Source organism: Streptomyces sp. NPDC046860 (genome assembly GCF_040645115.1).
Classification (GTDB): Bacteria; Actinomycetota; Actinomycetes; order Streptomycetales; family Streptomycetaceae; genus Streptomyces.
Genome location: NZ_JBEYXQ010000002.1, coordinates 187,750 through 213,510 on the forward strand (window position 1 = coordinate 187,750; position 25,761 = coordinate 213,510).

Below are 25,761 nucleotides of genomic sequence, written 5' to 3' on the forward strand. Positions count from 1 at the left end.
CCTCCTCGTTGGCCGGCGCCCGCCCGGAGGCCGTTCTCGCCGAGAGACAGCGCATCCGGCAGCGTCACCGTCACTGACCGTCCACCGCCCCGGAGGAGCATGTCCCACCTCGCCCCCATCCCGGTGAGACTGGCCGACGAAATCACCCGCCAGCTCGGCCAACTCGCCGACCATCTCTCCCAGCTTCCGCCGTCCCAAGCGGCTCAAGTGATCGCCCGTGTGCTCGACCCTGACCACGGGGTCCTGGGCGGCGTCACTCACCTCGTCGCCACCGGCAGCGTGTTCGCCAAGGACCAGGCCGAGCGAGGCGCGCTCCCCGCCGAGGTATGGCTCGCTCTGGGCCGTGCCGCGAATGAACTCGACGACATAGTCCTCGACCTGGACGAACACAAGGACACCCTTCACCGCGTCGGCGCCCAGCCCGCTACTGCGGCGGCCAAACGCCCGGCCCCCGCACCGCTCGTCGTCCGGAGACACCGGTGAGGAAGAAGCAGCGGCAGGGCTGGGCGTCGCCCGGCGAACAGGCCGAGCAGCACTACCTCGTCCAGCCTCGCGCTCTGGCGGGCGGCGGCGACATCCGGCACGTCTCGGAGTTCTTGCGTGCCTCGGGCTGGCGCGACAAATCCAAGCGGGGCGGCCCGCTGCACATGGAGAGCCCGGACCGCGCCGTCCCCATCACCTACGACCCCTACGTCCTCCCCGTCGGCGGCTGGTCCGTCCGCGGCCGTGCGGACGGGACGAATGGTGAGTGGTCGGCGCACCTGGGCACCCAGACCCCCGTGGAGATCGTCGCCGGCCTGACCGACGCCCTCGCCCAGCCCCGCTTCGCACACGCCCCCAACGTCTGGGCCCCGCTGCAGGAGCAGCAATGGCACGCACGCTCCGAGGGCCAGACCTACACAGCGACGAGCCCCGACGGCACGGCGTGGATGCAGTACCGGCAGGGGCCCGAGGGGACGGCGCTGTGGTGGACCGGAGCGAAGGACACGCAGGGCAACGGATGGACGGCCACCTTCACGCCGAACATCCCGCTGCACCTGGTGCAGGCCCTCTCCGCTGAACTGGCCAGTCCTGAACCCGTGTTGCGCCCCCGCGGACGCGTACCACTCAGTGCGCAGATCCGCACCTGGTCGGTGTCCGTGAGCCCCGCCCAACTGGGTGCGTGGCAACAGGCCCGCATCACGGCCGCCCGAGCCGCCATCTGGGCCCGCACCAGCACCCGAAACGCCAGTCCCTACACCCCGTCTGGCGGCGTGCGCACCCGCCGCTGACCGCATCAGTCCACCCGGAGGAGCCAGATGCCCGCACTCACACCGGACACCACCCGAACCTCGACCGAACCGCTCGCCGACCTCACCGAGGACCTGCTCAAGGACACCGCCCCCGTACGAGCCCCCGCGCTCGCCGAGCCCCTCCTCGATGAGCACATGGATCTTGCTGCCCATTTCGCTGACTCGACGCGCGCCCTCGCCCGCGCCGAACAGGAGAAATGCGTGCCGGGTGATCGCCGCGAGCAGTGCGGCAATGCGCAGTCGAGCAAGTCGGTGTGCGCCAAGTGCCCCTGAACGAACGGCAGCTCGCGGCGTTCGCCGACAAGCTCACCGAACAGATCCCCATCGACACCAGCCCTCGTCACCTCGCCGGACCGGGAGACGCCCGCCACGTCACCCACGGCCTGGCCGCCGCCGGATGGAAACCCATCTCCGACCCCCTGAGCGCTGAGATCGTCCTAGCAAGCCCTGACCAGCGTTATCAGATCCAGTTCGATCCGCAGTCCCACACCTTGGCGTGGTGGCGGCTGCGGGCGGAGCCCGTCGGCGCCGAGCCCGGCTGGTACGCCGAGTTCGGCGAGCACGTCCCCGCCGAAGTTCTCGCCGGCCTCACCGACGCACTCGTGACCCAGGCGCCCACCACACCGAGGAGCCCGCAGGCCGTGCTGGACGCCGCGGGCTGGCTCATCGACGGCCGCGGCATCGCATACAGCGACCCACCGGTTTGCCGGGTGGAGCGCAAATCCGAGAACGGCGTGGGCACCGTGCCGTGGCGGGATCAGGTGCGCGTCGCATGGCACATCGACGTGCGCGACCGACCCGCCGCCGGCGGCCTTAGCACTCACCTCTGGCACGCCTTCTTCCAAGGTCGCACGCCCGAACATCTCGTGACCGCCTTCATGACCGCGCTGACCAACCCGGCGCCGCTGCAACGCGGCGCATTCGATCACACGGCCATCCACAACGTGACCCACAGGCCCAGCAGCCTCGCCCCTCGTCAGAGAGCCGACGCGCACATCACCCGTATCAAGGCCCTCCGCGCACGCAACAAACCCCCCACGCCCCCCGCGCCACCCCCCGCGGCCGCCAGCAGCACACAGCCCGCCGCCCCTCGCCGCTGAACCGACAGGACCCTTACCCATCGCCCGAGACCACCACGCACACCGCGATCTCCTGCGCCGTCTCGACCACTTTGTGCGCGACAGCCAGAAGATCCTCAATGCCTGGGACATCTATTCCGACGAGCACACCGACCTCGAAGGCTGGCCCTACGACGACCACGCCTACGGCGTGCGCAAGAGCCAGCGTGACGCCGACACTGCTGAGGCGTTCGAGTCGTTCCGCCACGGTGCCCGGCATCTGCTGGCGACCGCCGAGACGCAGTTGGTCCAGTTGCCGGAGAACACGGTGCAGGGCCGCTGGATCTACCAGCTGGGCGTGCTGCAGTCGGCCCTCGACCGGCTCGACGAACTGCGCGAGCAGTGGCTCGTGGCGCGTGACGCCCTGCCCATCGGCGCCCGGCCCGGCACCGTCGAATTCGACGACGCTCTCGCCGACCACCATGCCGAATCGTGGAGCCTTCTTGACGAGTGGGCCACCCACGGTGCAGTGCTCCGGGAGATCAACACAGCATCCCGCCGAGCTTCTTCACCCCTAGCCCGCGCACCGGTCCTCGGTGCCGCCCGGCGAACCGCGGCACGGAAGTAACCGCACCGACGGCACCCCCTCCCTTCACGGCGCGCGCCGGCCCGGCACGGCCGCAGCCGCTGACCTTCCCGTCCCCGCCTGGAAGTACGTAGTCCTTGTCACCTTCCTCCTCCAGCAGCGACAGCACCGGATACGACGTCGTCCTGCGCCTCCTCCTCGGTGTGCTCGCCGTCGTCATCCCTCTGTCCCATCTGGCGTGGCTGTCCGGCAACATCACCGCCTACCTCAGCGGCACCGGGTGGGCCTCATACCAACCGACCAAGGCGCTGCTCCATCCCGAACAGGTCTGGCCCGCCGCAGGAGAAACGTCCCTGCTGATCGGTGCCCGCATCGTCCCCGTTTCCCTGTTCCTCGCCCTCGGGGCAGCGGCGGGCGCCCTGTGGGCCCGGCACAAGAACCGAACCGGCGGCCGGAACAAGATCACCGACATGGCCAAGGCCCGAGACATCGAGCCGCTGATGGCCAAGGCCATCACCGCCAAGGCCCGCTCCCTGCGCCCCAGCCTGAAGAACACCAAGCACATCGACGCGAAAGACACCGGCATCCTGCTCGGCAACCTGCAGAGCAGCCGCCTCGAGGTCCGCATGGGGTTCGAGGACGTCGCCGTCGCGATCATGGCCCCCCGGTCCGGCAAGACGACGAGCTTGGCAATCCCCTCCATGCTCGGCGCCCCCGGCCCGGTCCTGCTGACGTCGAACAAAGCCGCCGGCGACGCCTTCACCACCGCCTACGAGGCACGGGCTCGGGCGGGGGCGGTATGGACCATGGACCCACAGCAGATCGCGCACGCCACCCGCGAGATGTGGTGGAACCCCCTCGCCAGCGCGAAAACCCTGGACGGAGCCAACCGACTCGCCGGACACTTCCTCGCCGCAAGCGTCGACGCGTCCCAGCAGGGCGACTTCTGGTCGAAGGCCGGCAGCAACATCCTCTCCCAACTGCTCCTGGCCGCAGCTCTCGACGAACGCCCGATCACCGACATCATGCAGTGGCTCGCCTTCCCCGCCGACCGCACACCACTCGACATCCTCCGCGACCACGGCTTCGCCGCCGTCGCCGCTCAGCTCAAGGGCACGGTGGAAGGGCCGCCCGAGACCCGGGACGGAATCTACGAGACCGCCCGGCAGTACGCCTCCGCACTCCTGAACGCAGACATCGCCGCATGGGTGACGCCGCAGAAGGACGTCCCGGAATTCAGGCCGGAGCAGTTCGTCACCTCCACCGACACGCTGTTCCTGCTCAGCAAGGACGGCGGAGGCGGAGCCTCGGCGCTGATCGCCGCGTGCGCGGACTCCGTGATGCGGGCCGCGACCGCCCAGGCCGAACGCGCCGGCGGGCGCCTCGATCCGCCCATGCTGGCGATCCTCGACGAGGCCGCCAACGTGTGCAAAATCAACGATCTTCCGGACTTGTACTCCCACCTCGGCAGCCGCGGGATCATTCCGATCACCATCCTCCAGTCCTACCGACAGGGCCAGAAAGTGTGGGGCGACGCGGGCATGGACGCCCTGTGGAGCGCTTCCACCGTCAAGGTGATCGGCAGTGGCATCGATGACCCCGACTTCGCCGACAAGCTGTCCCGTCTGATCGGCGACCACGACGTGGAGACCACGTCCACCTCGCACTCGGAGTCCGGCAAGAGCACGTCGGTGTCGATGCGACAGGAGCGGATACTGCCCGCCGACGCGATCCGCGCACTGCCTAAGGGAACCGCGCTCTGCTTCGCCACCGGAATGCGCGCGGCCATGCTCGATCTTCGACCGTGGTACCGAGAGCCCGGCGCGGAGGAGCTGTCCGCTGCCTCCGCCCGCGCGTCGCAGGCGATCACCGCCCGAGCCGTCGCCAAGCACACGCTGACGCAGTCCGACTTCGGGAAGGCCGCGTGACCGACACCCCGCTGCATCTGGTGCCAGTCCGCTCACGCCAGGCCAAGGACTTCGTGCGCACCTGGCATCGCCACCACCCGCCGCCCGCAGGGCAGATCTTCGCCGTCGGCGCAGCAGACGAAAACGCCGTCCTGCGCGCTGTCGCCATCGTCGGGCGGCCCGTGGCCCGCCACCTCGACGACGGCACCACCCTTGAGGTCACCCGGACCGCCAGCGACGGCACGCGCAACACCAACTCGCTGCTCTACGGGGCATCGTGGCGCGCGGCGAAGGCCCTCGGCTACCGACGCCTGATCACGTATACCCAAGAGGGCGAAAGCGGTGCCTCCCTGCGCGGCGCGGGCTGGCACGTGATCGCCAGCCGCCCGCCCCAAGCCGGGTGGCACACACCCTCCCGGCCTCGGGCCGGCAACGGCAACGACAACGTCGGCCGCTTCCTGTGGCAAGCCCCCGAACAGATGTCGTCAGGCGACAGGGTCCAGCGGTCCGGCCTGGCCGCTGCCTGCCCGCGCGATCCAGCCGACGAGGAGCAGCCTCCGCCCACCTGAAAGCAAATATGAAGAGAACCGCTGCAGCGCCCCTCCCGGTCCAGCTCCTTTACTTGGGCGCCGACTTCACCCGCTACTACGACGCCTTGAGCGACTTGACGCCCCTGCACGGGCCGGAGCCCGTAAGGGCCCTGGTGCAGCATGTCCAGGCCACCGCGGACCTGGCCAAGAAGGCTCTGACCCTCCGAGACCTCCATCGCGGCACGGAGCAGTGGTACCACTTGCCGGACGTAGCCGCGGCCACAGACCGCTGCACCCAGCTCGCCGGGCTCCTCGCCCTCGCCGGCGACCACCTGCTCAGCGCTGTAGACACCATCAAAGACGCTTCCCACGCAACGGGGCCCCACGCGGCAGCTCACCAGCAACGCGCGCTTCGCAGAGCGGAACTCCGCGTGCGCCTCGCGCTTCAGCTCACCTCGCTCGGCGCGGAGGACTGCCTGGCCACCGCTTCCGTCGTCAGTCAGGCTCAACGACGGCAACACTCGAAACCAGCTAACGACGCAGCCGGGCTGTCGACGGTCCAGGCCAGAGCACTCCGGACCATCGCTGCCGGTCACATAACCTTCGGTCCGCGCCAAGACAATCCGGCCGTCGCACGCGGGGGCACCTTCATCTCCAACAGCGCCCTCCGCTCACTCGCCGCGCAGGGCCTCATTCAGCCGGAGAACACCGACAGCCCACCCTCCACCGGGCACCTACGTCTCACGGACGCAGGCTGCCACCGACTCGCTGCCGCCCTGTCCAAAACGCCCGGACCGGCATCCGGCCGCTCAGCGCTTCGGCCCGCTCCAAGGCTCGGCGCACAGACCCTCTCGGGCCGTCACCGCTAGGCAAAACGCATCTCCTCGAAACGCACCGGCCCCTGGTACGCCGAACCTGACGCCAGCGAACTAGCCGCAGCGTCGACCCACGCGTCGAAGACCATCACCGAGCGCGCCATCGCCAAGCACGCCCCGGTCCAGTCCGACTACGGCCAAGCCGCCCGACCCGCGCGACCGGACCAACCGACGAACCCGCACGCACCGTGTCGCATACCTGTTCCCTACATGGAGTTGTTCTGCACTTCGTCGACTTGACCGAACACACCCGCCTCCTCGGCGCAGTGGCCCCCGCGCTGAAGGACCTGTGCGCGGAGGTGGAACGCGTCCGAAACGGCGAGATCGCCAAGCCGGTCCGTGAGATCGCGCCCGTCAGCCTGCGGGTGCAGGAGCTCGCGATGCAGTGCACGCGGCAGCTCCACGGCCTGTCCACCAGCCAGTTCGCGGCAATGAAGGGCGGCAAGGAGGACCTGGCGTTCCTCGCCGGCGCCTGCTCCCAGATCTCCCTCGCCGCCACGCTGTGCAATCTGGCCATCAACGACCGCACCGAAGCCATCGTGTACGAAGACGCGGACCCCACCCCCACAGCCAGCCGGGCCCGATTGCGTCAGGCCGGGGACGAAATGCACCGCGCGGCCACCACCTTCCACGGTGCGGCCAGGCGGCTTTCCCGCCGACTGGCGTCGGCGAGCGCCCAGCGCGAGGACCGGCACCTCATCGCTCAGGCCCTGGACGGTAGACCGGAGGAGCCGTCCTTCAGCCCTGCGCCCTCGCCGGCCACCACGATGCCACCGGACCCGGCCTTGAAGCCGGTCGCATGCAAAAAGCGCTGACGTTCCCGAACGTCAGAAGCCAGCCAACGCCGAACCCGAACCCTGCAATGAGGTGTTCGCGAACCCATCCGATCACTGACCGACGTTCATGGTCGTGCAGTCTGTGACCCCCTGCTCGGAGAGCACCGTCCGAATGCGCCCTAAGGCCGCAACCAAGATCCCCGCCCTCCGCGACTTCGGGGTCAAGATGGCAGCAACCCAGGTCGCTGGCCGCGCCGGTGACGTCGCCGTCGAGCTTGAACGCCGCCTCCAAAGTTGCCGACCTTTTCACCGTCGATCGGAAGCCGCACAAACACGACCTCGGCGAACACCCCGGCCCTCGCCTTCAACTCGGCGAACCGTAGCGGTCAGAGCGCCAGCCACCGGACCGCGCACCAGCCCCCGCGTGCTCTTCGCCCTGAACACAAGGAACCACTCTGACGAACCCTGACTTCGAGCTGTACGACAACGTCGGCCGCACCAGTGAGCAGATCGCCGCCGCCCACATCGGTGGGACCACTTGGGACGATCTACGGCGCTGGGCCGCCAGCGACGCAGACCCCTTCCGCAGCGCGCACCCGCTGCCGGACACCCTGCCCATACCTGACCTGGCCCCCTTCAAGAATGCCCTGCGCGACGCCACGACGCCGGTCGAGTTCAGCCACGTCCTCAACTCCCTCGTCGAAGCGGTCTATCCGCTCCTGTACGAATTCACCGAACTCCTCGATCTGGCCCGCGTCTGGAACAACCAGCACGTGAACACCGCACCCGACTCGCCGTCAAAACTGCTGGGCAAAGCCGCCAGCAGCATCTCGCTCGGGCTCAGTTACGCAGCCCGCGCCGACCTGGAGGGGCTACGCGATCACTACGGTCTCCGCGCCACGCCGCCTCAGACCGTAGCCGCAACGCCGCCGGACTCGCCCGCCAACGGACCTCACCCGCCCCGCCGATGACATCGGCCAATCCCCCCTCGGACCCCGGCATCGATCCGGAAAGAAGAGGAATTCAGCCCGGTGAGGAGCACAGCACGAAGCGCGCACGGCCGAAGGACACCCGTAAAGACCGCCACCGCTGGGAACTCGCCCGCGGGCCCATCACGGCCTTCGGAGAGACCAAGGTGGTCTCCGCCTGGGCCAAGGACGCCCGATGCACCGTGAACCTCCAAGCTCTGCGCACCCGCCTGGCTCTCGGATGGAATCCGGAAACCGCCATCAGCCGACCGCGCCACGAACGCGGAGTTCTGGAATACACCCACGCCGGCCGCACCATGACGCTCCGTGGCTGGGCCGACCAGAGCGGAATTAAGTACCACACGCTGTGGAGCCGCATCAAAGACAGCGGAATGAGTTTCGAAGCGGCCCTCGACAAAGGTGCCGAGGGCGCCCATTTCACACAGCTCGTCAGTGCTTTCGGCGAGACAAAACCTGTGAGTCATTGGGCAGTTGATGCGCGCGCCAACTGCGCTGCCACAACTCTTCTGCGACGACTGGCCGAAGGCTGGGAGCCAGAGCGGGCAATCATCGAGGAACCCCTTTCCCGCTCCAATCTCGGCTCTGGGCTGCCCTACCACGCGTTCGGCCACAGCATGGGGATCGAAGACTGGGGGCGGCACACCCAGATCCCTGCGGGAATGCTCGTCCACCGGATGGAACGACATCAGGTCACCCTGGAAGCCGCTCTCCGCTCATTCGGATGGGCCCCCAGCAATGCCGTGGATTCCGCCGACGCCGAGTTGACGGAGGTCACCTCCGCCCACCTGCACCCACGAGACCACATCCCCGCCGTCTCCAGCGATGCGGATCCCATTTTCACTGTCCGCCGCCCCGCGGCACCTCCTGCCGAGACTCAACGCCGTTCCCCAGCAGCGCCACTGCCCTCCACACGTGCTCCAGCTGCTCCCGCACCTTCCTCGCCGCCGCCCGTGCGACGCCGCTGATAACGCCCCCTCCCCGAGCCGGAAGCGCGCGGGACCTCTCAGCCCGCCGGCCCGCAGGATGCCCAGCGCTACCCCAGCACGTGCGCTCACCACCGCGCATCCAAAGCAGCACACTGCACGCCACCGCGCGCGGGGATGTGACCGTCAGCGAGGGCCGGCCCTACGACCGCCGTGCGGGCGCCCGCATCAACATCAGCACCATCCGCTCGCTGGGGAACCGCGCCCTGATCACACGCGAGGACTGCCAACTGTGGCTCGTCGACGAGCGCGTGCACCTGAGCCCTGCCGGGCGCCGTGACATCGCAGCCTCCTTCGCGCGCTCCCGACCCACCCTGGCACCACGCACCCGCTCCTACGACAGCAGGCCGATCCAACGCTCGGCTCCCCGTCACCTCACCGATCCGGCTCACTCTGAACCCACAGCTCTGGAGACCTCACGTCCTCAAGTACGCCCTCCATACATGACTTTGCTCGTGCGCTCGCTGCCCAGATTCCCGGCGCCGCTCCTCGCGACGTGATCGTCAACTTCGGGGTTCGGCGTCAGGTCGCAGCCCAGTACGGCTACCGCTCCGGCGGCGGCCCCGTAACCGTCTATGCGCAAGCCCTCCACGCCGAGCTCTACGGCCTACCCTCGGACGACGACCCCGTTCCCGCCGCGCTGGACGCGCTGCTGCAGGCCGCGCACAGTGCCCGCAGTCCCGAACAGCAGACCGCGATCCTGCAGCAGCTCGCCGAGCAACTGCGCAATGCCGCCGAGATCTTCGAATGGGCGCGTGACCACGCGCGCCGGAGTCAACTCCCCCACGCATCCTGGGAATGGCTGCGCGATGCCACCGATAACACGCGCGGCCTCGCCGACGGCCTCGATGTCATCCGATCCGCCTTCATCCGTGATGCCCCCGCATCCGCCCTGCCGTCGCAGCCAACCCGCCACCCCCCTGGGCCGACCGTCGCCGCACCGGACGGTCGCCGCCGCTGACCGGGCCCTTCGGGGGTCGCCGCGCCCCAGCTCTTCCTCGATCCAGTGCGGGGACCGGCAAGCGCCTAGTCCGTGCACCTGTCGTTTCTCGATCCCCTGGCACGTCTGGTTTGGCCGCCCAGGACGCGAGCACGGAACTGACCCGCCGCACTGCCGCGCCGTCGAGAACGAGCCTGCCGGCACGCCCATCGCGTCCGCCACCAACCTGCTCGACGAGTTCCTCGCCCTGTGCGACCCCCCGCGTCGAAGGCCAGCTTCGGCCGCCCCCGCACTCGTGCCGCCGACGCGCTCGGCCGCATCTCCGCTCCCCGCCATCTTCAGGATTCCACCATCACCGACCAGCCCCAGTTCCGCGCCCTGTCCCTGGGCGCCGGAGTCCAGTCCAGCACCCTGCTAGCCCTCTCCGCCGAAGGCATCCTTCCCAAGGTCGACTACGCGATCTTCGCCGACACCGGGTGGGAACCGCGTGCCGTCTATGACCATCTCGACCGTCTGGAGCGGGAGATAGCCGCCCCGGCCGGAATCCCCGTCCTGCGCGTGTCCACCGGCAACATTCGCCACGACGCGCTCGACCCGCACCACCGATTCGCCTCCATGCCGCTGTACATCCTCAACCAGAACGGCAAAGCCGGGATGACCCGGCGGCAGTGCACCGGCGAATACAAGATCAAACCGATCAAGAAGCAGGTCCGCGCGCTCCTCGGTTACCCCTACCCCGCCCGGATCCCACGGGAGGTGTTCGTCGAGCAGTGGGTCGGCATCTCGACCGACGAGTTCCACCGCGCCAAAGACGCGGACGTGAAGTACATGCGCAACCGGCACCCGCTCATCGACCTGGGCTGGTCGCGAGCAGACTGCGTCCGCTATCTGTCGTCACTGGGCCTCGCCGACACCCCCAAGAGCAGCTGCCTGGGCTGCCCGTTCCACGGCAACGCGCAGTGGCGGCAGATCCGCGACACCTCTCCCGAGGAGTGGGCGGACGTGGTCGCCTTCGACGCCGCGATCCGCCAGGGCAACGCCCGCGCCAACGCGAGCGGCAACCCCCTGCTCGGCCAAGCCTTCCTGCACCGCTCGCGAGTCCCTCTGGCCGAGGCACCCATCGACCACGTCACCGCCGCCGAGTGGGCCACCCTGCAGCAGGAACTGGGCAGCGACGAAGACGTCGAGGCGCTGGAAGAGGGCGTCACCGATGGATGCTCGCCCTGGGCCTGTCGCGGCGACGCAGACGCTCTTACCCGCGATGACTTCGGGCTGGCCACGTGATCGTGCTCGACTTGTTTGCCGGTCCCGGTGGCTGGAGCCACGCACTGAACGCCCTCGGTGTACGCGACATCGGCCTGGAATGGGACGAGTGGGCATGCAAGACCCGAGTGGCCGCCGGGCAGTTGACCCTGCGTACCGACATCGCCTTGTACCCGGTGTGGCCCTGGGTCGGCCGGACGCTCGGGGTGATCGCGAGTCCGCCGTGCCAGGCGTGGTCGATGGCGGGGAAACGGCTGGGCCTGGTCGACCAGCCCCTCGTGCACCAGGCTGTCGCCGACCTGGCCGCCGGACGCGACACCCGCGCCCAGCTCCTCGCCGCATGTCAGGACCCACGCAGCCTGCTGGCTGCCGAGCCGATGCGCTACCTCCACGCCCTGCACGCCGCGGGCGAGCCGGAGTGGGTGGCGATGGAGGAGGTTCCCCACGTCCTGCCCCTGTGGCGGCAGTACGCGGCCATCCTTCGGACCTGGGGATTCTCGGTGTGGACCGGGATCTTGAACTCGGCCGACTACGGGGTACCGCAGACCCGTAGGCGGGCCATTCTGCTCGCTTCCCGCGTGCGGACCGCCGAGCCGCCGGTCCCGACACACGCCCAAGTCGCCGAGCCGGAATCGCTGTTCGGTCCGGGCCGTGCCCGGTGGGTCAGCATGGCTGAGGCCCTCGGGTGGGGTGCCACCGACCGGCCCGTGCCGACGGTGTGCGCGGGCGGCGGACCCGGTGGCGGGCCGGAACCATTCCCTTCCGGCTCACGCCAGACCCTCGCCGCCGCCCGCGACCGCGGCGCCTGGCTCCAGCATCCCGAGCACCACGTCGTCCTGGAGCCTCACGCGCGCGGGGCGGGCTGGATCACCCGTCACGGCGACCGCAGCGCCACGCCCGCGTGCGCCCCGGCGCCCACATTCACCGGCAAAGCCGGGCAGTGGCGGTGGTCCCTGCGAAGCAATAACCAGACCAACGCCACCGTCCGGTCCATCGAGGAACCGGCGGGCACGCTGTTCTTCGGGCACCGCGCCAACGAGTGCACCTGGGTCGCCGAACCGGCCGCACCGCCCACAGGCGACGCGGTGGACCTGGCGGCGCCGGAGCCGATCCGGATCACCACCCGTGAGGCCGGCCTGTTGCAGACCTTTCCCGCCGACTACCCCTGGGCGGGAAACAAGGGCCAGCAGTTCTCGCAGATCGGCAACGCCGTGCCCCCGCTCCTGGCGGCCCAGCTACTCGCCCCGCACCTCGGAGTGGACCTGCGCCCCGACGACTTCACCCTGGCCGCCTGATGCTCCACCCCCCGACCTCGTATGAGGACCACACAGCCCCTGGCCCGCCGCCTGAGCCGGGCTTCTACGCCGAGCAGGCCCTCCTCGGCGCTCTCCTCCTCGAACCCCCACTCCTGGACGAGATATCCGGGATCGAACCCGACTCGTTCTCCCGTCCCGCGCACACCGCGCTGTTCACCGCGATACGCAGCCTGCCGGCCCCCGACCCCGAGCAGCACACCGAGACCGTGGCATGGCTGGACCGGGTGCTCACCGCAGCCCGCGAGCACGTACGAGGACTCGACGCCCCTTACCTGCACGCACTGATCCAGTTCTCCCCGATGCCCCGCCACGCGAGCGCGTACGCACGGACCGTCGAGGCCGGCCACGCCCGCCGTCTCCTGCGCACCGCAGCCCAGCGTCTCGCACACAGCGCCCAAGACCTCACCCACCCACATTCCGTCCCGGCCGCCCTGGCCGAAGCCGACAATCTGGCGGCTGTCACAGACACCATCGCGGCACGCTTCCCCCCGCACCCCGGCTCGGTGCCCCGCACCCCCTCTACTCCACCGGCCGAGAAAGGCGACAGCGCCGAGGCAGCCGAGGAGGAGCGGCTGCTGCTCGCCACCGCGACGGCGCACCCCGAGGAGGCTAAGGAGATGCGGTGGCTGACCGCCGCCGACTTCACCCACCCCCTGCACGCCGGGCTGTGGCAGTCCCTGGCTTTCCTGCTCCAGCGCCGTCTCCCCGTTGACCCGGTCACGGTCCTGTGCGAGGCCCAGCAGCGTGGCCTGCTTACCGCCGACGGCGACACCGACTCCGCCGCCCTTCTGCGTCTCCTCGCCGACCCGCTCGGCTCTCCTCAGCACTGGGGCGAACGCATCCTGGAACGTTCCCTGCTGGCGACCGCGCGCGGTGTCGGACACCGCGTCGGCTGCTACACCGCGGATCCGGCGACAACGCCGTACCAACTGGTCGTCGGCAGCCGCCGCGCCTTGGCCGACCTTTCCGCGATCCGCGCCCGCTGGCAGCACGCCACCTCGCCGGCACCACCTCGTCCCGCACACCCGAAGACCACCGCGCCGCGAGCCGGTCCGCCGCGGACCAGGGCTGCGACCGTCACGCCACCAGCCCGTTGACCCTTTGACGACCAGGGGCCCGGATCACCCGAACCGGGCCCCGGCAGAATCGAGCCCCTCCACATGACCAGCCCCACGCCGCCCTCGGAGCAGGTCCGCTTCGACCTCCACCCCGACCACCCCACTGCCGTCACCGCCACCCTGCCCGGCAAGGGACTTCAGCTCGCGCGCGCCCTCCTGACCGCGCGCGGCTTCGAAGCCCTCGCCGAGCACACCCTGGTGCTGGCCCGCATCGACCGCGAGGAGCCCCACTGGGCCGAGCAGGCAGCCCACGCACTGGACGGTGAGAACATCCCGATCGAAATCACGCCCCGGCTGCGCGAGAAGATCGACGATGATTGGACCTGGCCCGTCTACCCGATGCCCTTGCTCTCCCGCCAGGAGTTCCGGGAGGTCTCCGACGAAGCCAACACGATCTACGAGGACATCCGCAGCGGCCGCCTGATCATCCACGCCCACGCCGACGACGGCTGGACCACCGTCGCCGTCGGCACCTACCGGGACACCGGCAAGAGCGTGCACCTCCACGGCCAGGACTACTTGCGCCAAGTGGAATCCGGCTACGACACCCCCGCGAGCGCCCTCACCGCCTTCCAGGAGAATCACGGTCCCCGTGTGAGGTCCGGCCCCGCGCCCGCCACCGCCACCGAACGGCAGGCCGAGAAGGCCCGCACCTCACTCGGCACACCCCCGGCGGAGCCGGAGCCCGAACAGCCCACCGTCGCCCCGCAGACCGTGCCCGCCTACGCAGCCGATCCCGGCGACGGCGACGCCCTCCTCGAAGAATTCCTGACCGGACACCGCGACTGGGAGAAGTGGCGCACCTGGTACGACAACTACACCCACGCCTTCCGCGAGAACCACACCCTGCGCATCGAGCGCGTCCACGAAGCCCACCCGCGTGAGACCGCCTGGACCGTGGCCGCCTACGAGACACCCGTCTCCGACCGGCTCTGGCACCTCACCGCCAGCGGCGCCACCCCCGCCCCCCTGATCCAGACCCTGCTCCTCGCGCTCAGTAGCGACCTCGGGGATTCCCCCGTCGGTGACCCGCTCCCGCAGCAGGCAATCACCGAGGCCACACGCCCTCTCACCGACGCTGGATGGCAGCAGAGCGACTCCGGACGGTGGACTCACTGGCAGACCACCGCCGGGACGGGCTTGCACGCCGGCATCCAGTTCAACCTCGTCGCCGCGCAGAATTCCCACGACTCGGTGCCAGCCTGGACGCTGTGGGCTGGACCCAGCCTCGACCAGCCCACGTGGACCATCACCGCCTCCACGCACACCCCCGCCGCCCTCCTGGCCGACCTCGCCGAGGAACTCGCCCACGGCACCGGCCAACACACCCCCGCCGAGCCGAAGCCCACCGCCTGCCACACCACGACACACGCTTCACTGCCCGAGCCACCCGCGCCAACCACCAACGGCCGAACCCGCTGACCGTCCACCACCTAACCCGGCTGGCCCTCACCACCGGGCGACGAGCGTCTCCTGCTTACCCCGGTTGCGGTACAGCCAGGTGGTGCCTGGCGGGACGGCCCCGGTCAGATAGCCGACAATGGGCTCCCGTTGCGTTGCGCTGTCCAGTTCGCCTAGCAGCTCTAGGGCGTCGGGCAGGGGGAAGAAAGCGGCCTGTTTGATGTCCTCGTCGCGAGGTGCGAGGTCCCCCGACCACTCGTCGATCTCGAAGGCAGCGGCCAACGCCGAAGGGTGGCGCTCGGTGTCGATGTGCATGAGGAATGCGGTCTGTACCGGATTGCCCACCAGCAGCCCGGTCTCTTCATGCAGCTCGCGCCGGAGAGCTTCGTGCATGAGCTCGCCGTCCTCGACCCCGCCACCGGGCAGGGACCAGAGCATCTCGCCGCCAGCGCCGAGGATCTCTCGTACGAGCAGGATCTCGTCGTCTTGGCGGATGATGCCAATGACTAGCTGCACCCGAGGTCTGGGGGCCGTCGTGCTCTCTGCCGTCATGCCGTAGACCGTACGGGATGGCCTCCTCGGTGGTCTTCTACCGCGTCCGCCTCATGAAGGTTACGGACGCGTGGGCCGCGTTGGAGGACTTCGAGGAGGTCACCGGATCGGCAGCATCCTGCTCGAACCCGCCCTCGGGTACTTCAGTACAGAGGTCGATCAGCGGCTCGAATACCTGGGAACGGACCTGCTGGTCATGAGCCGCTTGACGCGCGGCTTCAGCCACCGCTCCCGTCATCCCAACGGCTGAAAACCGCCGACGCCGACCCCTCTCAGCGGATGCCTCCCGCTCCGAGCAGCAGGTAGTGCGTGACGCGCGCGCGAGCCTTCTCCGGGGCAACGCCCAAGGCGGTGCCGAGGGCCTCCCACTGGAGTTGCCCGTCGTCTTGGACAGCGCCGGCGGCCAGCTGGCCCGTGCGCCGGCTGAGTCGGCCCAGGGCTTCCGCCGCGCGCAGCGCGGCCGCCGGGGCGTCCTCTACGAGAGTGTCGAGCACCGTCTCCAGCTGGTGCAGCAGTTCGTCCAGGGCGACGGGGAAGGGCACCGTCGCCTGCTCGACGGCCTCGATGTGGGCGTTCCAGTCCTCGTACGGTCCGGCGACGTCCAGGACGTCGGACTCTTCGCCGAGCTGCTCCCAGTCGATCGGATAGGAGGCGCCGCGCCATCCGCATGCACAACAGCCCCGCACGCATGCCGCCTTCGGCCTGCCGAGCATGCCGCTGTAGGCCCACCACTCCCTGGTGGCACGGAAATCGGCCCCGCTACCGGGGTCGAGATACACCGGCTTCGGCTCGCTTCCGTCGGGGAGAACTGCCCCGACATACCCTTCGTGGGACTCACCGAAGTCGGACTTCCAGGTCATCGGCCACCCTTGATCGCTCATGGTACCCAGGTCGTAACCACATGCTTCCAGGTAGCGCCCCAGCTCAAGCGGCCTTTGCGGACACTGCGACGAAAGAACCGTGAGCCTGCGTCCCACTCGGCGCCCAGGCGACCTGGCGCGCTCGCCGACAAAGACTAGTGATCCGCAGCTCGCAGCACACGGGAATCACCCGGTACGCGCCAAACCGCGGGCTGAGGTAGCACCGCGACGTCGCCGAACCGGAGGGGCTAGCAGCCGCTCACAATCCCGCACCCTCTGGCCCACAATCAAGCGGCCGGACGCCAGATACACCCATCCGTGGGACAGCATTGTTCGATTATAGAGGGCTAGCATTCCCTTCACGTCAGCGCGTGAAATTGCAGGGCGGAATTGCACGAGGCCCCCACCTGCACATCTCGGCTAACCGCAACACGGAAGTCAGAAAAATGGGATTATCGAACAGAGAGGGCGCACCCCAATGATGGAGTTCATTAACGGAATGCCTGCTAATCTCATCCCCGGGCACTGGGTGAAGAGTCGCCAGAGCGAGGCGCAGGGCATGTGTGTCGAGGCGATCCCACTGCCTCACGGCGGGGTGGCGCTGAGGAACTCGACCGACCCGAACGGGCCCGCCCTCGTCTTCACCGAAGGCGAGATGAGCGCCTTCCTCGACGGCGCCAAGAATGGCGAGTTTGACCCCCTGGTGGGGGCCAACTAGCTTTTGGGGGACGAGAGTTCGGGCGACACCTTTGCCCTGGGCGTGTCATCATGTGAATATGACAGCGCCTTAAGGAGAATGCGTGTCCACGGACCCTATCCCGATCATCCGTCCGGCCCGGCCCCTGGCCGGGCCGGAAACGACGAAGACGGCCGCCGGCATCATGCTGGGCCTGATGGTGAAACAGCGCCGGGAAGCCCTCGGGCTGAAGCAGAACCAGCTCGCCAAGGATGTTGCCGTCTCCAACTCCAAGATCTGCCGCTTGGAGAATGCCGACGGCCCGCCCGAACGGCGCATGGTCCACGACGTCATCAAGCAGCTGAGATTCGATGACGCCGGGCGCGAGGTCATGATGATGCTGCTCGCCCGCGCCCTGGAGCCCGAGTGGTTCCAGCACCGGTTCAACGACATCACCCCTGACTACCTGAAGCGACTCCTCGGCCTGGAGTCGATGGCTCTCTCCCTGACCGCGTACGACGTGCGCCTGGTGACGGGACTGCTCCAGACGCCGAAGTACGCGAGCCGGATCCTCCAGTCCGGCCTGCACCTCAACGAGCAGGACGGCGAGGAGATGGAGCTACGGCTGGCGCAGCGGCTGGAGCGCCAGAGCCGCGTGCTCGGACAGGCCGAGCCACCGCGGTGCGTGTTCTTGATGGACGAGTCCGTCCTGATGCGCCGGGTTGGGGACGACGACGTGATGCACGGGCAGATGGTGCACCTGCGTGAGTACGCCGATCACCCCTACGTCACCATCCGCTTCGTGATGCTGGACCGGCTGATCGCCGGCAACGCGGCATCGATGGCCGGGTCCATGGCCGAGCTTCAGTTCGGGCGCGACGGCCTTCCCGACATGGTCTACTCCGAGGGGTACGAAAAGGCCGACTACCACACGCGACCCTCCTCCGTCTCGGACAGGCTCGGCGCCAGGCTCACCCGAAAGCAGAACGACTACGAGCGGCACCTTCAGCTACTGCTCCGAATCCAGGGCGAGGCGTGCGCCTCGCCGGCCGAGAGCAGGCACCTGCTGGACGCCGCCATCAAGCGTTACGCCCCCTAGACCTCGTCGTGCGCCTCGGACGACCTCCGGGGCGGCACCTTGCCCAGCCCGCCGTACTCCGTCCACTCGACGCTGCGCTGACGCTGCTGGAGTTCGGAGTCAGGTCTCCAGTCGGTCACATCGACAAGACCCGGCTCCTCCACGACGAGGCCCTCGAACATCGCGTCCACATCGCCCTGCTCACGCACCCGGCCCCAATTGCCACGGGTGAGCACGCGCATGAGTTCGGTGACCTCATCACGGACCTGCGGATCTTCGCTCACAAGCTGGCAGACGACAACGAAGCTGCCGGGCACGAGCTTGCTGACGACCCGCTGGACGAGGGCTTTCGGTTCCGCGCTGTCCGGGAGACAGTGCAGCACGGAGACGAACAGGGCAGCTGTCGGCTCCCTGAAGTCAATCAGCCGCTTGAAGTCCTCGTGCGCGAAGATCTTGGCAGTGTCGGTCATGTCCGCCGACAAGATCGCGGTGTTCTCGTTCTCATCGAGCAACGACTGGCCGAGAGCCAGGACCACAGGGTCATTGTCGACGTAGACGACGCGGGCCGCCGGATCGACGTCTTGAGCGATCTGGTGCACGTTGCGCTGGGTCGGCAGGCCGGAGCCGAAATCGATGAACTGCCGGATCCCGTGCTCCTGAGCAAGCACGTGGACAACGCGCTGGAGGAACCAGCGGTTATTTAGCGCGACTTCGCGGGAGGTAGGCGCTACTCCCAGTAGCCTCTCGCAGGCTTCCGCATCGGCTTCGTAGTTGTGACTGCCGCCGAGCAGCCAGTCGTACATCCGTGCAGGGCTCGGCACCGACAAGTCGACCTGTTTTGGCTCCGCCAACGGACATGTCCCCTCGCCGATTCCGTCGCCCTCGAAGTGCAGTTGCCCATCCTAGGGAAGGCAGCACAGGGGGCACCACCGCTGGTGTGGGTGAAATATGGCGGATGGTGGCGGGAGGTAGCGAAAAGAGGCGGAGCGGCGCACTCCGCTGCTGAATGAGCGCGGGTGCGGTTCACCCTCGGTTCAAGGGCCCCACCCTTCGACGAGCGCAGGCAAGACGCGTGACGCCTCCCCCAGTGCCATTTCGACCAGACGGCTCGATGCCCATCAGCTCAGCCGCTTCGGGCCCTTCAAGTCCCAGGCAACCGCACAGCAGCGCGCTGTCAGCGCTGCGCGCCGGCAACCGGTGATACAGAGTCGCGACTGCCGTGATGGGCGGCAGAGCTCCGTTGGTCTGGATGACGATCTGAGCGCGCAACTCTTCCCAGACGGGGGCCGCGACGGAAGGCTGGCTCAGCAGCCAGGCCCAGCGGGCATGGACGAACGTGAGGGTGGGGCGTACGGCGCCTGCCGCGCGGGTGTCCGCATAGAAGCGCGCCTTGGCGTAGCGGGCGTACCGCGGCAAGTTGTGTTCGGCGAACGCCGCGAAACCTGGATCCGCGACAACTGCTGCCGTACTCATGGCGTACATCCGTGCATCGACGCGTGCAGTGGCACGCAGGGCAGGGATGATGGAGCGCTCCTCACACAGAGGCAGGACCGGTGAGGCGGGGCGCACGGCACCGGCCGCAGCGGCAACCGGAAGGAAGCCTCGCGCTCCAGGAGCGCGAGGCCGATATGCCCACGGGCTACTTGCGCGGGACCCAGGTGAACTGGAAGCCGGCGTGCCAAGCGAAGCCGAGCATGGTCGCCACGAAGGCTGACTCGGCGGCATCAACAGGTGTGTCGGCTACCAGGCGCCACACGAGGGCAAAACCAGCGAGAAGGGCGCTCAGACGCACCATTCCCTGCACACCGGAATGAGCACGAGTTCCCGCTGAATCGATGTTGCAACTGATATCGTGCAATTGCCCGGAGGGCAACTGCTCTCGGCGCATAGGTTCGAACATTTCGGCTTTTCTTTCGATCTGTGCGTCCCCAGGGAACGTGGTAGGACACATTCCCAGGGCGGGCCCTAACTGGGCCTGCCGAAAACCTACCGCGCCGAACCCTTAAACCGGGCGCTATGGCCCTCCGTGCAAAATCATTTTGTGCACACGCGACGTGGCGACCGATTAAGCACAAAGGGCGGACGAATTCGATCACAAACAAAAATTTGGCGCGCTACTTTTTTTATCACCAGTCGCAAGTGGTCGCCACGCGAAAGGTGAGGATTCCCATTCGGTTCCCGTGCGCCCGTCCGGAGCGCCGGACGCACTTCTGCCCGTCCACAGATGAGGTCCCACCTTCACCCGCTCCGGTTGAGGCCCCGACTAAGCGCTCAGCACCCAGTAACGAGATCGGATCGGCTGTCAGCGTGCGAAGGTGACGGTCACTGGGATTTTCGGGCAGTCCTCCAATAGCCCACCGAGCGCTGCTCGCTCAGCGGGGTCGATGGCGAGCCCCCAGCGGGACTTGTCCGCCACCCAGTTCGCGACATAGGTGCACCGGTAGCCGACAGCGGTTGGCAACCACGTAGCCGGGTCCTGGTCTGCCTTCGACCTGTTGCTGGCGGCGGACACCGCGATCAGGTCGCGTGCGTCGCCGAGATCGTTGGCGTACGCCTCGCGCTCGGCCGGCGACCAGGCGGACGCGCCTGAGTCCCATGCCTCGGCGAGCGGGACAAGGTGGTCGATGTCGAGACCGCGCGGACCGTCGACAGTGCAGTCGTCGTAGGGCGAAAACCAGGAGCCGCCGGTCAGGGTGCAGGTTCCGGTCTGCTCCGGAGCCACGACAGCTTCCTCCAGGAGGACTTCGTTCCTCGTGTTACAGCCGTCCTTGTCGGCGTCGACCCAGTGCCGGAACAGGGTGCGCCGGTACCCGGTGCGGTCCTCGGTGCGGACAGGAAGCTGGGCGAGGGCCTCGCGGACAGAGAGGGTGACAGTGTCGCCGGGCGCGTGGGCGGCGGCCGAGGCGGCGTGGGTGGTGAGGGGGCCGAGCAGGCCAGCGAGGGCGGCTGCGGTGAGGGCGGTGCGAGCGATGCGCACGGCGGGGGTCCTCTCGAAGATCACTGACTGGTCGTGATCTTCGTAGCGGTTCCAGCACCGAGTGCGCCTGGCGTCTGGCTACGGCTCTACCTGATCGGGCGGTAAGTCCGATCGTCGCCGAGGTGGACGGGCCGTCTTAAGATCCGTTCGTGGCAGACATCCCCGAGAATTTGATCGATTTGGAGCGCACGGCCGAGGAGGAGCGAGCCGGGCTGGCTGGCCTCGACGGCGAGGCGTATGACAAGCAGTGGCGGCGCTGGCGTGAAGCGTCTGCAGCGGTGCACGCGGCCGTGGCCGAATACGCCGCGCGCGAGGACGTGGAGCTGACACGGCTCGCCGTGGAGCAGGCGGTGAAGAAGGCGGTCCGGCACCCCGAGTGACGCGTGAACTAGCACTCGGCCGAGCAAGCAGGGTTCAGGGGCCCGCCGCGGAAGATAGCCCGGGACCGCCGGTTGGCCAAACCGGCGATCCTGCGGAGGATTGATGGTCCACCGCCATCCCTGACCGTACGACGGAAGGCACGACCGAGCCCCTCACCACAACAGCACCCGGACCGTGGTCGTACGGCCAAGACGACAGTGATTCAGGCCGACGCGTAACCGGCCCGGAACAGCTCGTGAGCACGCGTCAGGTCCCGCTCGGTGCGCACCTGAACCTCTAGGTCACCCGTCCCGTGATGGCCGATCCCCGTCACGTCCCGCGTGAACCCATCGAGGAGATCAACCTGTGTCGGGTCGACTTTCAGATAGACCAAGACCTTGCTCCGCTGCGGTGGACATACGCACGCAAAGTTCCGGAGCTTCTGGAAGGCCGTGTACGTCTTACGCTCGACGCGGGCAACCCCGTCTCCGAGGCCGAGCAGCGCCTCGTCCACCGCGGCTGCCAGCTCCGCCATTGGCGTGCCGTGGACACCGGCCACCGTCCGCACGGCGGCCTGTCGACGCGCTCGACGGGCAGCCAGCGGAGCGCCGCTGACGGATGCCACGGGCTCCAGGCCGAGCAGGTCACTGCCGAAAAGCCGGTAGCGGACCAGGCCGATCGACCTGCGGTGTTCGCGCACAGCGTGCACGTCGTAACGCGTGAAATCACCGGCAATACAGATCAGGCGCGGTGCGCTCCACCGCACCTCAGACGCAGCCGCAGCTCCGAGCCGATCACGGACCAGGTGCTCGAACTCGGCCCGGTGGTCCATAAGCCACGAGAGGTAGAACAGACCCTGGTTGATCACGCCGGCATCCGTGCCCCGCTTGTACTCGACGATGACCGGCGAGCCGTTCTCGTCCAGCCCGAGCGAGTCGATCCGGCCCCTGTGCACCGGTCCGGTGCTGTACTCGCTCGCCAGGAACCGGACGCCCAGCAGCATCTCCATGTGCGTCTCGACGAGACCCTGCACATCGGCCTCGATCTCAGCAAGACGCGGCATGACCTCGGTCATGCCGCTATTCGTCGTGTCCGTGCGAAACAGCTTCAGGCCCGACACCTTCCCCTCCTCGGTTCGGAGATCGACAACGCTGCGGAGGGGCACGATTGTTTCCGCCTGGCGCCCGGAGGATGTGAAGATGGCGTGAGACGCTATTTGCGATTCGCCGTCAGGCATTTGTGTCCCACGGATCCCAGGGGCATGCGATCCCACATACATCCCACAGGCTCATGGGATGGAAGCTTGGAAGAGCACGTCTACGCAGGTCAGCGCCCGTAGCTCAGTCGGTAGAGCAGGCGCCTTCTAAGCGCTCGCCCCATCTCCCGCGGTGCAGGAGGTTTCGCTCCCCATTAAGCGCCGACGGCTGCGGACGCCCCCCTCCGACTCACAAACGACGATTAGTAGGGCCCGGAATGGCGACCCGCTCAACGACGATGCATCGCCGGTAGGCGGCTCGGTTCAGAGGGTGACGCTCACATCAGCCGACTATGCAGCGGCTTTATAGGTGACGTGCTGCTGTCCGCACCCGGCAGCAGTGAGCCCTTTCCAACCTCCCCCGTCAGCTGACCAGTTGGGATGACAGACGGATGAAGCCTCTGTAGATGGGTTTTCGACCAAGAGAACCGCGTTCACCAGAGGCTTCGTATGCTCGTCTATCCGTCCGGCGTCGACGTGTCCAGCTCTGCCCTGCGCTTCCTCGCCGCCCGCCTGAGGGAGCACCGCCGCGCTCTCGGAACCCGATGGCGGCGCCTGAACGCAGGCCGGCAGGCGCTGCTCACCCTCGCCCACCTGCGCAATGGCCAGCCCTACGCCCAGCTCGCGGCCGGATTCGGAATCGGCACCGCCACTGCCTACCGATACATCACCGAGGCCGCCCACCTCCTGGCCGCCCTCGCCCCCACCCTCACCGAAGCCGTACGGACGGCGTCAGCGAAGGCGTACGTGATCCTGGACGGGACGCTCCTGCCCATCGACCGAATCGCCGCCGATCGCCCGTTCTACTCGGGCAAACACAAGAAGCACAGCATGAACGTGCAGGTCATAGCCGACCCGAAGGGGCGTCTGATGTGGGCGTCACCAGCCTTGGCCGGCGCCGTCCACGACGTCCGGGCCGCGCGCGAGCACGGCATCATCGAGGCACTCGCCGAGGCCGGCATCACCTGGTGGGCTGACAAGGGCTACCAGGGGGCAGGCGGCACGGCCCGTCTCCCCTACCGCGGCCGATGGGACAGCCTCTCCACCGGCCAGCAGGCCGTCAACCGGTTCCACGCAAAGATCCGCGCACTGGTCGAGCAGGCCATCGCCACCCTCAAGTCCTGGCGCCTCCTCCGCAAACTCCGCTGTTCCACGACCCGGATCACGAGCCTCGTCCAAGCCGTCCTGGTCCTCCAACTCGCCGCCACGGGCTGAGATCAACCCGCAGCATTCACCAGGTCCGTCAATTCGGCCTCGGTCGCCCCAGCCCGCAGACGAACGTCGAAGGTGTAACCCTCATCGCAGAGCACCAGGTCAAGGTGCATGGGTGTCAGCCTGCGGAAGAGGATCGCCAACCAGATCGCGTCTTCCTCCCAGACGTCCATGTACAGGCAGGTACCGTCCTCGTGCAGGTACGCCTCACCTGGACCGTTCTCCGTCTCGAACTGCCATATGAGGCTGCGTACTTGGCTGCGGTGCATCGAGTCGATCCCGACCTCAGACCACCGGGCACGGATCGCGTCCGTCAGCGCATCCCGATCGATGCGCCATCCACCCGCATCACCCTCGACCACCGCCAAGAACGTCATAGCCAGGGTCTACCAGACGTCCGTGACACAGTGCCGATCGAGTGTTGCCTGAAGTTGGAATGGGCTCAGTGTCGGTGACAGCGGCGTGCTCGGCAGGGTCGACGGTCAGGTTCCAGCGGAGCTTGGTCTCCACCCAGTCCGCGACGTAGGTGCAGCGGGCGTCGGCCAGCGGGGGGAGCCACTCGGACGGGTCGCTGTCGTCCTTTGCCCGGTTGGTGCGCGCGGTCACCGCTGCGGTGCTGCTGTCGGCGTCCAGGTCGTTGGTGTACGCCTGCAGGCGTTCCGGCGTCCAAGCCGAGGCGCCGGAGTCCCACGCTTCGGCGAGCGGCACGACGTGGTCGATGTCGAGCGCGGCCGGGTCGGTGACGGTGACCCCGTCGTAGTAAAAGAACCACGTGCCCGCCGTCACCCGGCAGCCGGTGTGCACGGTGGGCTCAGTGCGGGACTCGGAATCAGCACTTCGGCGCGGGTGTCGCAGCCGTCCTGGTCGACGTCGACCCAGTGCTTGAAGAGGTCGCGCTGGTAGCCGTCGCGGGATTCGGAGGCCGCCGGGAGGCGTTCGACGGCCGTCGTGAGCGGCAACGTCCTGGTCACAGCCGGTGCGTGGGCCGCTGCCGGGGGAGCCGGAGAAGGCCGGGGAGACGAGCGTGGCGGCGCCGAGCGCCATGAATCTCGGGGCCATGGCTCGTTGTTAGCGGAGCGGAAGCCGCTCGGGGATGGCTGGCCGCTCCGGTCATCCCAACGGCTGAAGACTGCCGACGCCGAAGCCGACGCTGCTCAGCGGATGCCGCCCGCTCCGAGTAGCAGGTAGTGCGTGACGCGCGCGCGAGCTTTCTCCGGGGGAATGCCCAGTGCGGTGCCGAGGGCCTCCCACTGGAGTGGTTCGTCGTCTTGGACGGCGTCGGCGGCCAGCCGGCCTGTGCGCTGGCTGAGGCGGCTCAGGACTTCCGCCGCCCGCAGCGCGGCCGCCGGGGCGTCCTCTGCGAGGGTGTCGAGCACCGTCTCCAGCTGGCGCAGCAGTTCGTCCAGGGCGGCGGGGAAGGGAACCGTCGCCCGCTCGACGGCCTCGATGTGGGCGCTCCAGTCCTTGTACAGGCCGGCGACGTCCAGGACGTCGTCCTCGTTGCTGAGCTGCTCCCAGTCGATCGGATAGGAGGCACCGCGCCACCCGCAGGCACAACAGCCCCGCACGGACGCTGCCTTGGGCCTGCCCAGTTCGCCGCTGTAGGCCCACCACTCTTTGGTGGCGCGGAAATCGGCCCCGCTGCCGGGATCGAGGTACACCGGCTTCGGCTCACTTCCGTCGGGAAGAACTGCCCCCGCGTACCCCTCGTGGGACTCACCGAACTCCGTCTTCCAAGTCATCGGCTACCTTCCATC

Annotated in this window: 27 protein-coding genes and 1 pseudogene; 18 read left to right on the top strand and 10 right to left on the bottom strand. The window is 68.3% G+C overall.

Annotated features, from left to right (window positions below; all coding sequences use genetic code 11):
- Positions 1-99 precede the first annotated feature (99 nt).
- The 14 genes from ABZ898_RS04345 (at position 100) to ABZ898_RS04410 (ending at position 15,055) form a co-directional block, all read left to right on the top strand.
- Positions 100-483 carry a hypothetical protein gene (locus ABZ898_RS04345; protein ID WP_361652620.1) on the top strand — a complete coding sequence of 128 codons (384 nt, stop codon included), beginning with the start codon at positions 100-102 and terminating at the stop codon, positions 481-483.
- Positions 480-1,271: a DUF317 domain-containing protein gene (locus ABZ898_RS04350; RefSeq protein ID WP_361652622.1), complete on the top strand. Its 792-nt coding sequence runs from the start codon at positions 480-482 to the stop codon at positions 1,269-1,271. Before ABZ898_RS04345 ends, ABZ898_RS04350 begins: the two co-directional genes overlap by 4 nt.
- A gap of 27 nt (positions 1,272-1,298) precedes the next feature.
- Positions 1,299-1,565 carry a hypothetical protein gene (locus tag ABZ898_RS04355; protein ID WP_361652624.1) on the top strand — a complete coding sequence of 89 codons (267 nt, stop codon included), beginning with the start codon at positions 1,299-1,301 and terminating at the stop codon, positions 1,563-1,565.
- Complete coding sequence (locus ABZ898_RS04360) at positions 1,556-2,392, top strand: DUF317 domain-containing protein (RefSeq protein WP_361652626.1); 837 nt, start codon at positions 1,556-1,558, stop codon at positions 2,390-2,392. Before ABZ898_RS04355 ends, ABZ898_RS04360 begins: the two co-directional genes overlap by 10 nt.
- A 73-nt stretch (positions 2,393-2,465) precedes the next feature.
- A complete protein-coding gene (locus ABZ898_RS04365) occupies positions 2,466-2,978 on the top strand; it encodes a hypothetical protein (protein ID WP_361652628.1) in 513 nt (170 codons plus the stop codon).
- A gap of 95 nt (positions 2,979-3,073) precedes the next feature.
- On the top strand, positions 3,074-4,864 hold the full coding sequence (locus ABZ898_RS04370; protein WP_361652630.1) for a TraM recognition domain-containing protein: 1,791 nt from the start codon (positions 3,074-3,076) through the stop codon (positions 4,862-4,864).
- Positions 4,861-5,412: an XF1762 family protein gene (locus ABZ898_RS04375; protein WP_361652632.1), complete on the top strand. Its 552-nt coding sequence runs from the start codon at positions 4,861-4,863 to the stop codon at positions 5,410-5,412. Before ABZ898_RS04370 ends, ABZ898_RS04375 begins: the two co-directional genes overlap by 4 nt.
- A gap of 1,072 nt (positions 5,413-6,484) precedes the next feature.
- Entirely contained in the window at positions 6,485-7,063 is a 579-nt protein-coding gene (locus ABZ898_RS04380; protein ID WP_361652634.1) for a hypothetical protein, read from the top strand.
- A gap of 928 nt (positions 7,064-7,991) precedes the next feature.
- Positions 7,992-8,978, top strand: coding sequence for a hypothetical protein (locus ABZ898_RS04385; protein ID WP_361652636.1), 987 nt, complete (start codon positions 7,992-7,994; stop codon positions 8,976-8,978).
- 514 nt (positions 8,979-9,492) lie between these two features.
- Positions 9,493-9,957 (top strand): hypothetical protein, encoded by a 465-nt coding sequence (locus ABZ898_RS04390; protein ID WP_361652638.1) that lies wholly within the window; start codon positions 9,493-9,495, stop codon positions 9,955-9,957.
- A 390-nt stretch (positions 9,958-10,347) separates the two neighbouring features.
- Complete coding sequence (locus ABZ898_RS04395; protein WP_361653114.1) at positions 10,348-11,220, top strand: hypothetical protein; 873 nt, start codon at positions 10,348-10,350, stop codon at positions 11,218-11,220.
- The gene (locus ABZ898_RS04400; protein ID WP_361653116.1) at positions 11,220-12,494 is read left to right on the top strand and encodes a DNA cytosine methyltransferase; all 1,275 of its coding nucleotides are present in this window, start codon (positions 11,220-11,222) and stop codon (positions 12,492-12,494) included. Before ABZ898_RS04395 ends, ABZ898_RS04400 begins: the two co-directional genes overlap by 1 nt.
- Complete coding sequence (locus tag ABZ898_RS04405; protein ID WP_361652640.1) at positions 12,494-13,612, top strand: DnaB-like helicase N-terminal domain-containing protein; 1,119 nt, start codon at positions 12,494-12,496, stop codon at positions 13,610-13,612. Before ABZ898_RS04400 ends, ABZ898_RS04405 begins: the two co-directional genes overlap by 1 nt.
- A gap of 63 nt (positions 13,613-13,675) precedes the next feature.
- Positions 13,676-15,055: a DUF317 domain-containing protein gene (locus ABZ898_RS04410; RefSeq protein WP_361652642.1), complete on the top strand. Its 1,380-nt coding sequence runs from the start codon at positions 13,676-13,678 to the stop codon at positions 15,053-15,055.
- 27 nt (positions 15,056-15,082) lie between these two features.
- Here the strand turns inward: ABZ898_RS04410 and ABZ898_RS04415 are convergent, their stop codons facing one another.
- Together ABZ898_RS04415 and ABZ898_RS04420 are read right to left on the bottom strand one after the other, a co-directional pair.
- On the bottom strand, positions 15,083-15,586 hold the full coding sequence (locus tag ABZ898_RS04415) for an NUDIX hydrolase (protein ID WP_361652644.1): 504 nt from the start codon (positions 15,584-15,586) through the stop codon (positions 15,083-15,085).
- Between the two features lie 272 nt (positions 15,587-15,858).
- Positions 15,859-16,446: a hypothetical protein gene (locus ABZ898_RS04420; protein ID WP_361652646.1), complete on the bottom strand. Its 588-nt coding sequence runs from the start codon at positions 16,444-16,446 to the stop codon at positions 15,859-15,861.
- Positions 16,447-16,924: 478 nt separating this feature from the next.
- On the opposite strand from ABZ898_RS04420, the gene ABZ898_RS04425 reads away from it, so the two are divergent.
- Together ABZ898_RS04425 and ABZ898_RS04430 are read left to right on the top strand one after the other, a co-directional pair.
- The gene (locus tag ABZ898_RS04425) at positions 16,925-17,164 is read left to right on the top strand and encodes a DUF397 domain-containing protein (RefSeq protein WP_361652648.1); all 240 of its coding nucleotides are present in this window, start codon (positions 16,925-16,927) and stop codon (positions 17,162-17,164) included.
- Positions 17,165-17,246: 82 nt separating this feature from the next.
- Positions 17,247-18,221, top strand: a complete 975-nt coding sequence (locus ABZ898_RS04430; RefSeq protein ID WP_361652650.1) for a helix-turn-helix transcriptional regulator — start codon at positions 17,247-17,249, stop codon at positions 18,219-18,221.
- On the opposite strand, the gene ABZ898_RS04435 is transcribed toward ABZ898_RS04430, so the two are convergent.
- From ABZ898_RS04435 to ABZ898_RS04450, 4 genes are all read right to left on the bottom strand, one after another.
- Positions 18,218-19,051 carry an SAM-dependent methyltransferase gene (locus ABZ898_RS04435; RefSeq protein ID WP_361652652.1) on the bottom strand — a complete coding sequence of 278 codons (834 nt, stop codon included), beginning with the start codon at positions 19,049-19,051 and terminating at the stop codon, positions 18,218-18,220. The genes ABZ898_RS04430 and ABZ898_RS04435 overlap by 4 nt on opposite strands.
- A 172-nt stretch (positions 19,052-19,223) precedes the next feature.
- The gene (locus tag ABZ898_RS04440; RefSeq protein ID WP_361652654.1) at positions 19,224-19,673 is read right to left on the bottom strand and encodes a hypothetical protein; all 450 of its coding nucleotides are present in this window, start codon (positions 19,671-19,673) and stop codon (positions 19,224-19,226) included.
- A 166-nt stretch (positions 19,674-19,839) separates the two neighbouring features.
- Positions 19,840-20,088 (bottom strand): hypothetical protein, encoded by a 249-nt coding sequence (locus tag ABZ898_RS04445; RefSeq protein ID WP_361652656.1) that lies wholly within the window; start codon positions 20,086-20,088, stop codon positions 19,840-19,842.
- A 414-nt stretch (positions 20,089-20,502) separates the two neighbouring features.
- Entirely contained in the window at positions 20,503-21,177 is a 675-nt protein-coding gene (locus ABZ898_RS04450) for an HNH endonuclease family protein (RefSeq protein ID WP_361652658.1), read from the bottom strand.
- Positions 21,178-21,326: 149 nt separating this feature from the next.
- Here ABZ898_RS04450 and ABZ898_RS04455 point away from each other — a divergent pair, with 149 nt between their 5' ends.
- A complete protein-coding gene (locus ABZ898_RS04455; RefSeq protein ID WP_361652660.1) occupies positions 21,327-21,557 on the top strand; it encodes a hypothetical protein in 231 nt (76 codons plus the stop codon).
- 203 nt (positions 21,558-21,760) lie between these two features.
- Here the strand turns inward: ABZ898_RS04455 and ABZ898_RS04460 are convergent, their stop codons facing one another.
- The gene (locus ABZ898_RS04460; RefSeq protein ID WP_361652662.1) at positions 21,761-22,657 is read right to left on the bottom strand and encodes a DUF5655 domain-containing protein; all 897 of its coding nucleotides are present in this window, start codon (positions 22,655-22,657) and stop codon (positions 21,761-21,763) included.
- 585 nt (positions 22,658-23,242) lie between these two features.
- On the opposite strand from ABZ898_RS04460, the gene ABZ898_RS04465 reads away from it, so the two are divergent.
- Entirely contained in the window at positions 23,243-24,007 is a 765-nt protein-coding gene (locus ABZ898_RS04465) for an IS5 family transposase (protein ID WP_361652664.1), read from the top strand.
- Between the two features lie 2 nt (positions 24,008-24,009).
- Here the strand turns inward: ABZ898_RS04465 and ABZ898_RS04470 are convergent, their stop codons facing one another.
- The 3 genes and pseudogenes from ABZ898_RS04470 to ABZ898_RS04480 form a co-directional block, all read right to left on the bottom strand.
- A complete protein-coding gene (locus ABZ898_RS04470) occupies positions 24,010-24,381 on the bottom strand; it encodes a hypothetical protein (RefSeq protein ID WP_361652666.1) in 372 nt (123 codons plus the stop codon).
- Positions 24,353-24,936 (bottom strand): annotated as a pseudogene (locus ABZ898_RS04475) (HNH endonuclease family protein); the annotation flags it as partial. The gene ABZ898_RS04470 and the pseudogene ABZ898_RS04475, both read right to left, overlap by 29 nt.
- A gap of 222 nt (positions 24,937-25,158) precedes the next feature.
- The gene (locus tag ABZ898_RS04480) at positions 25,159-25,746 is read right to left on the bottom strand and encodes a hypothetical protein (RefSeq protein ID WP_361652668.1); all 588 of its coding nucleotides are present in this window, start codon (positions 25,744-25,746) and stop codon (positions 25,159-25,161) included.
- Positions 25,747-25,761 lie beyond the last annotated feature (15 nt).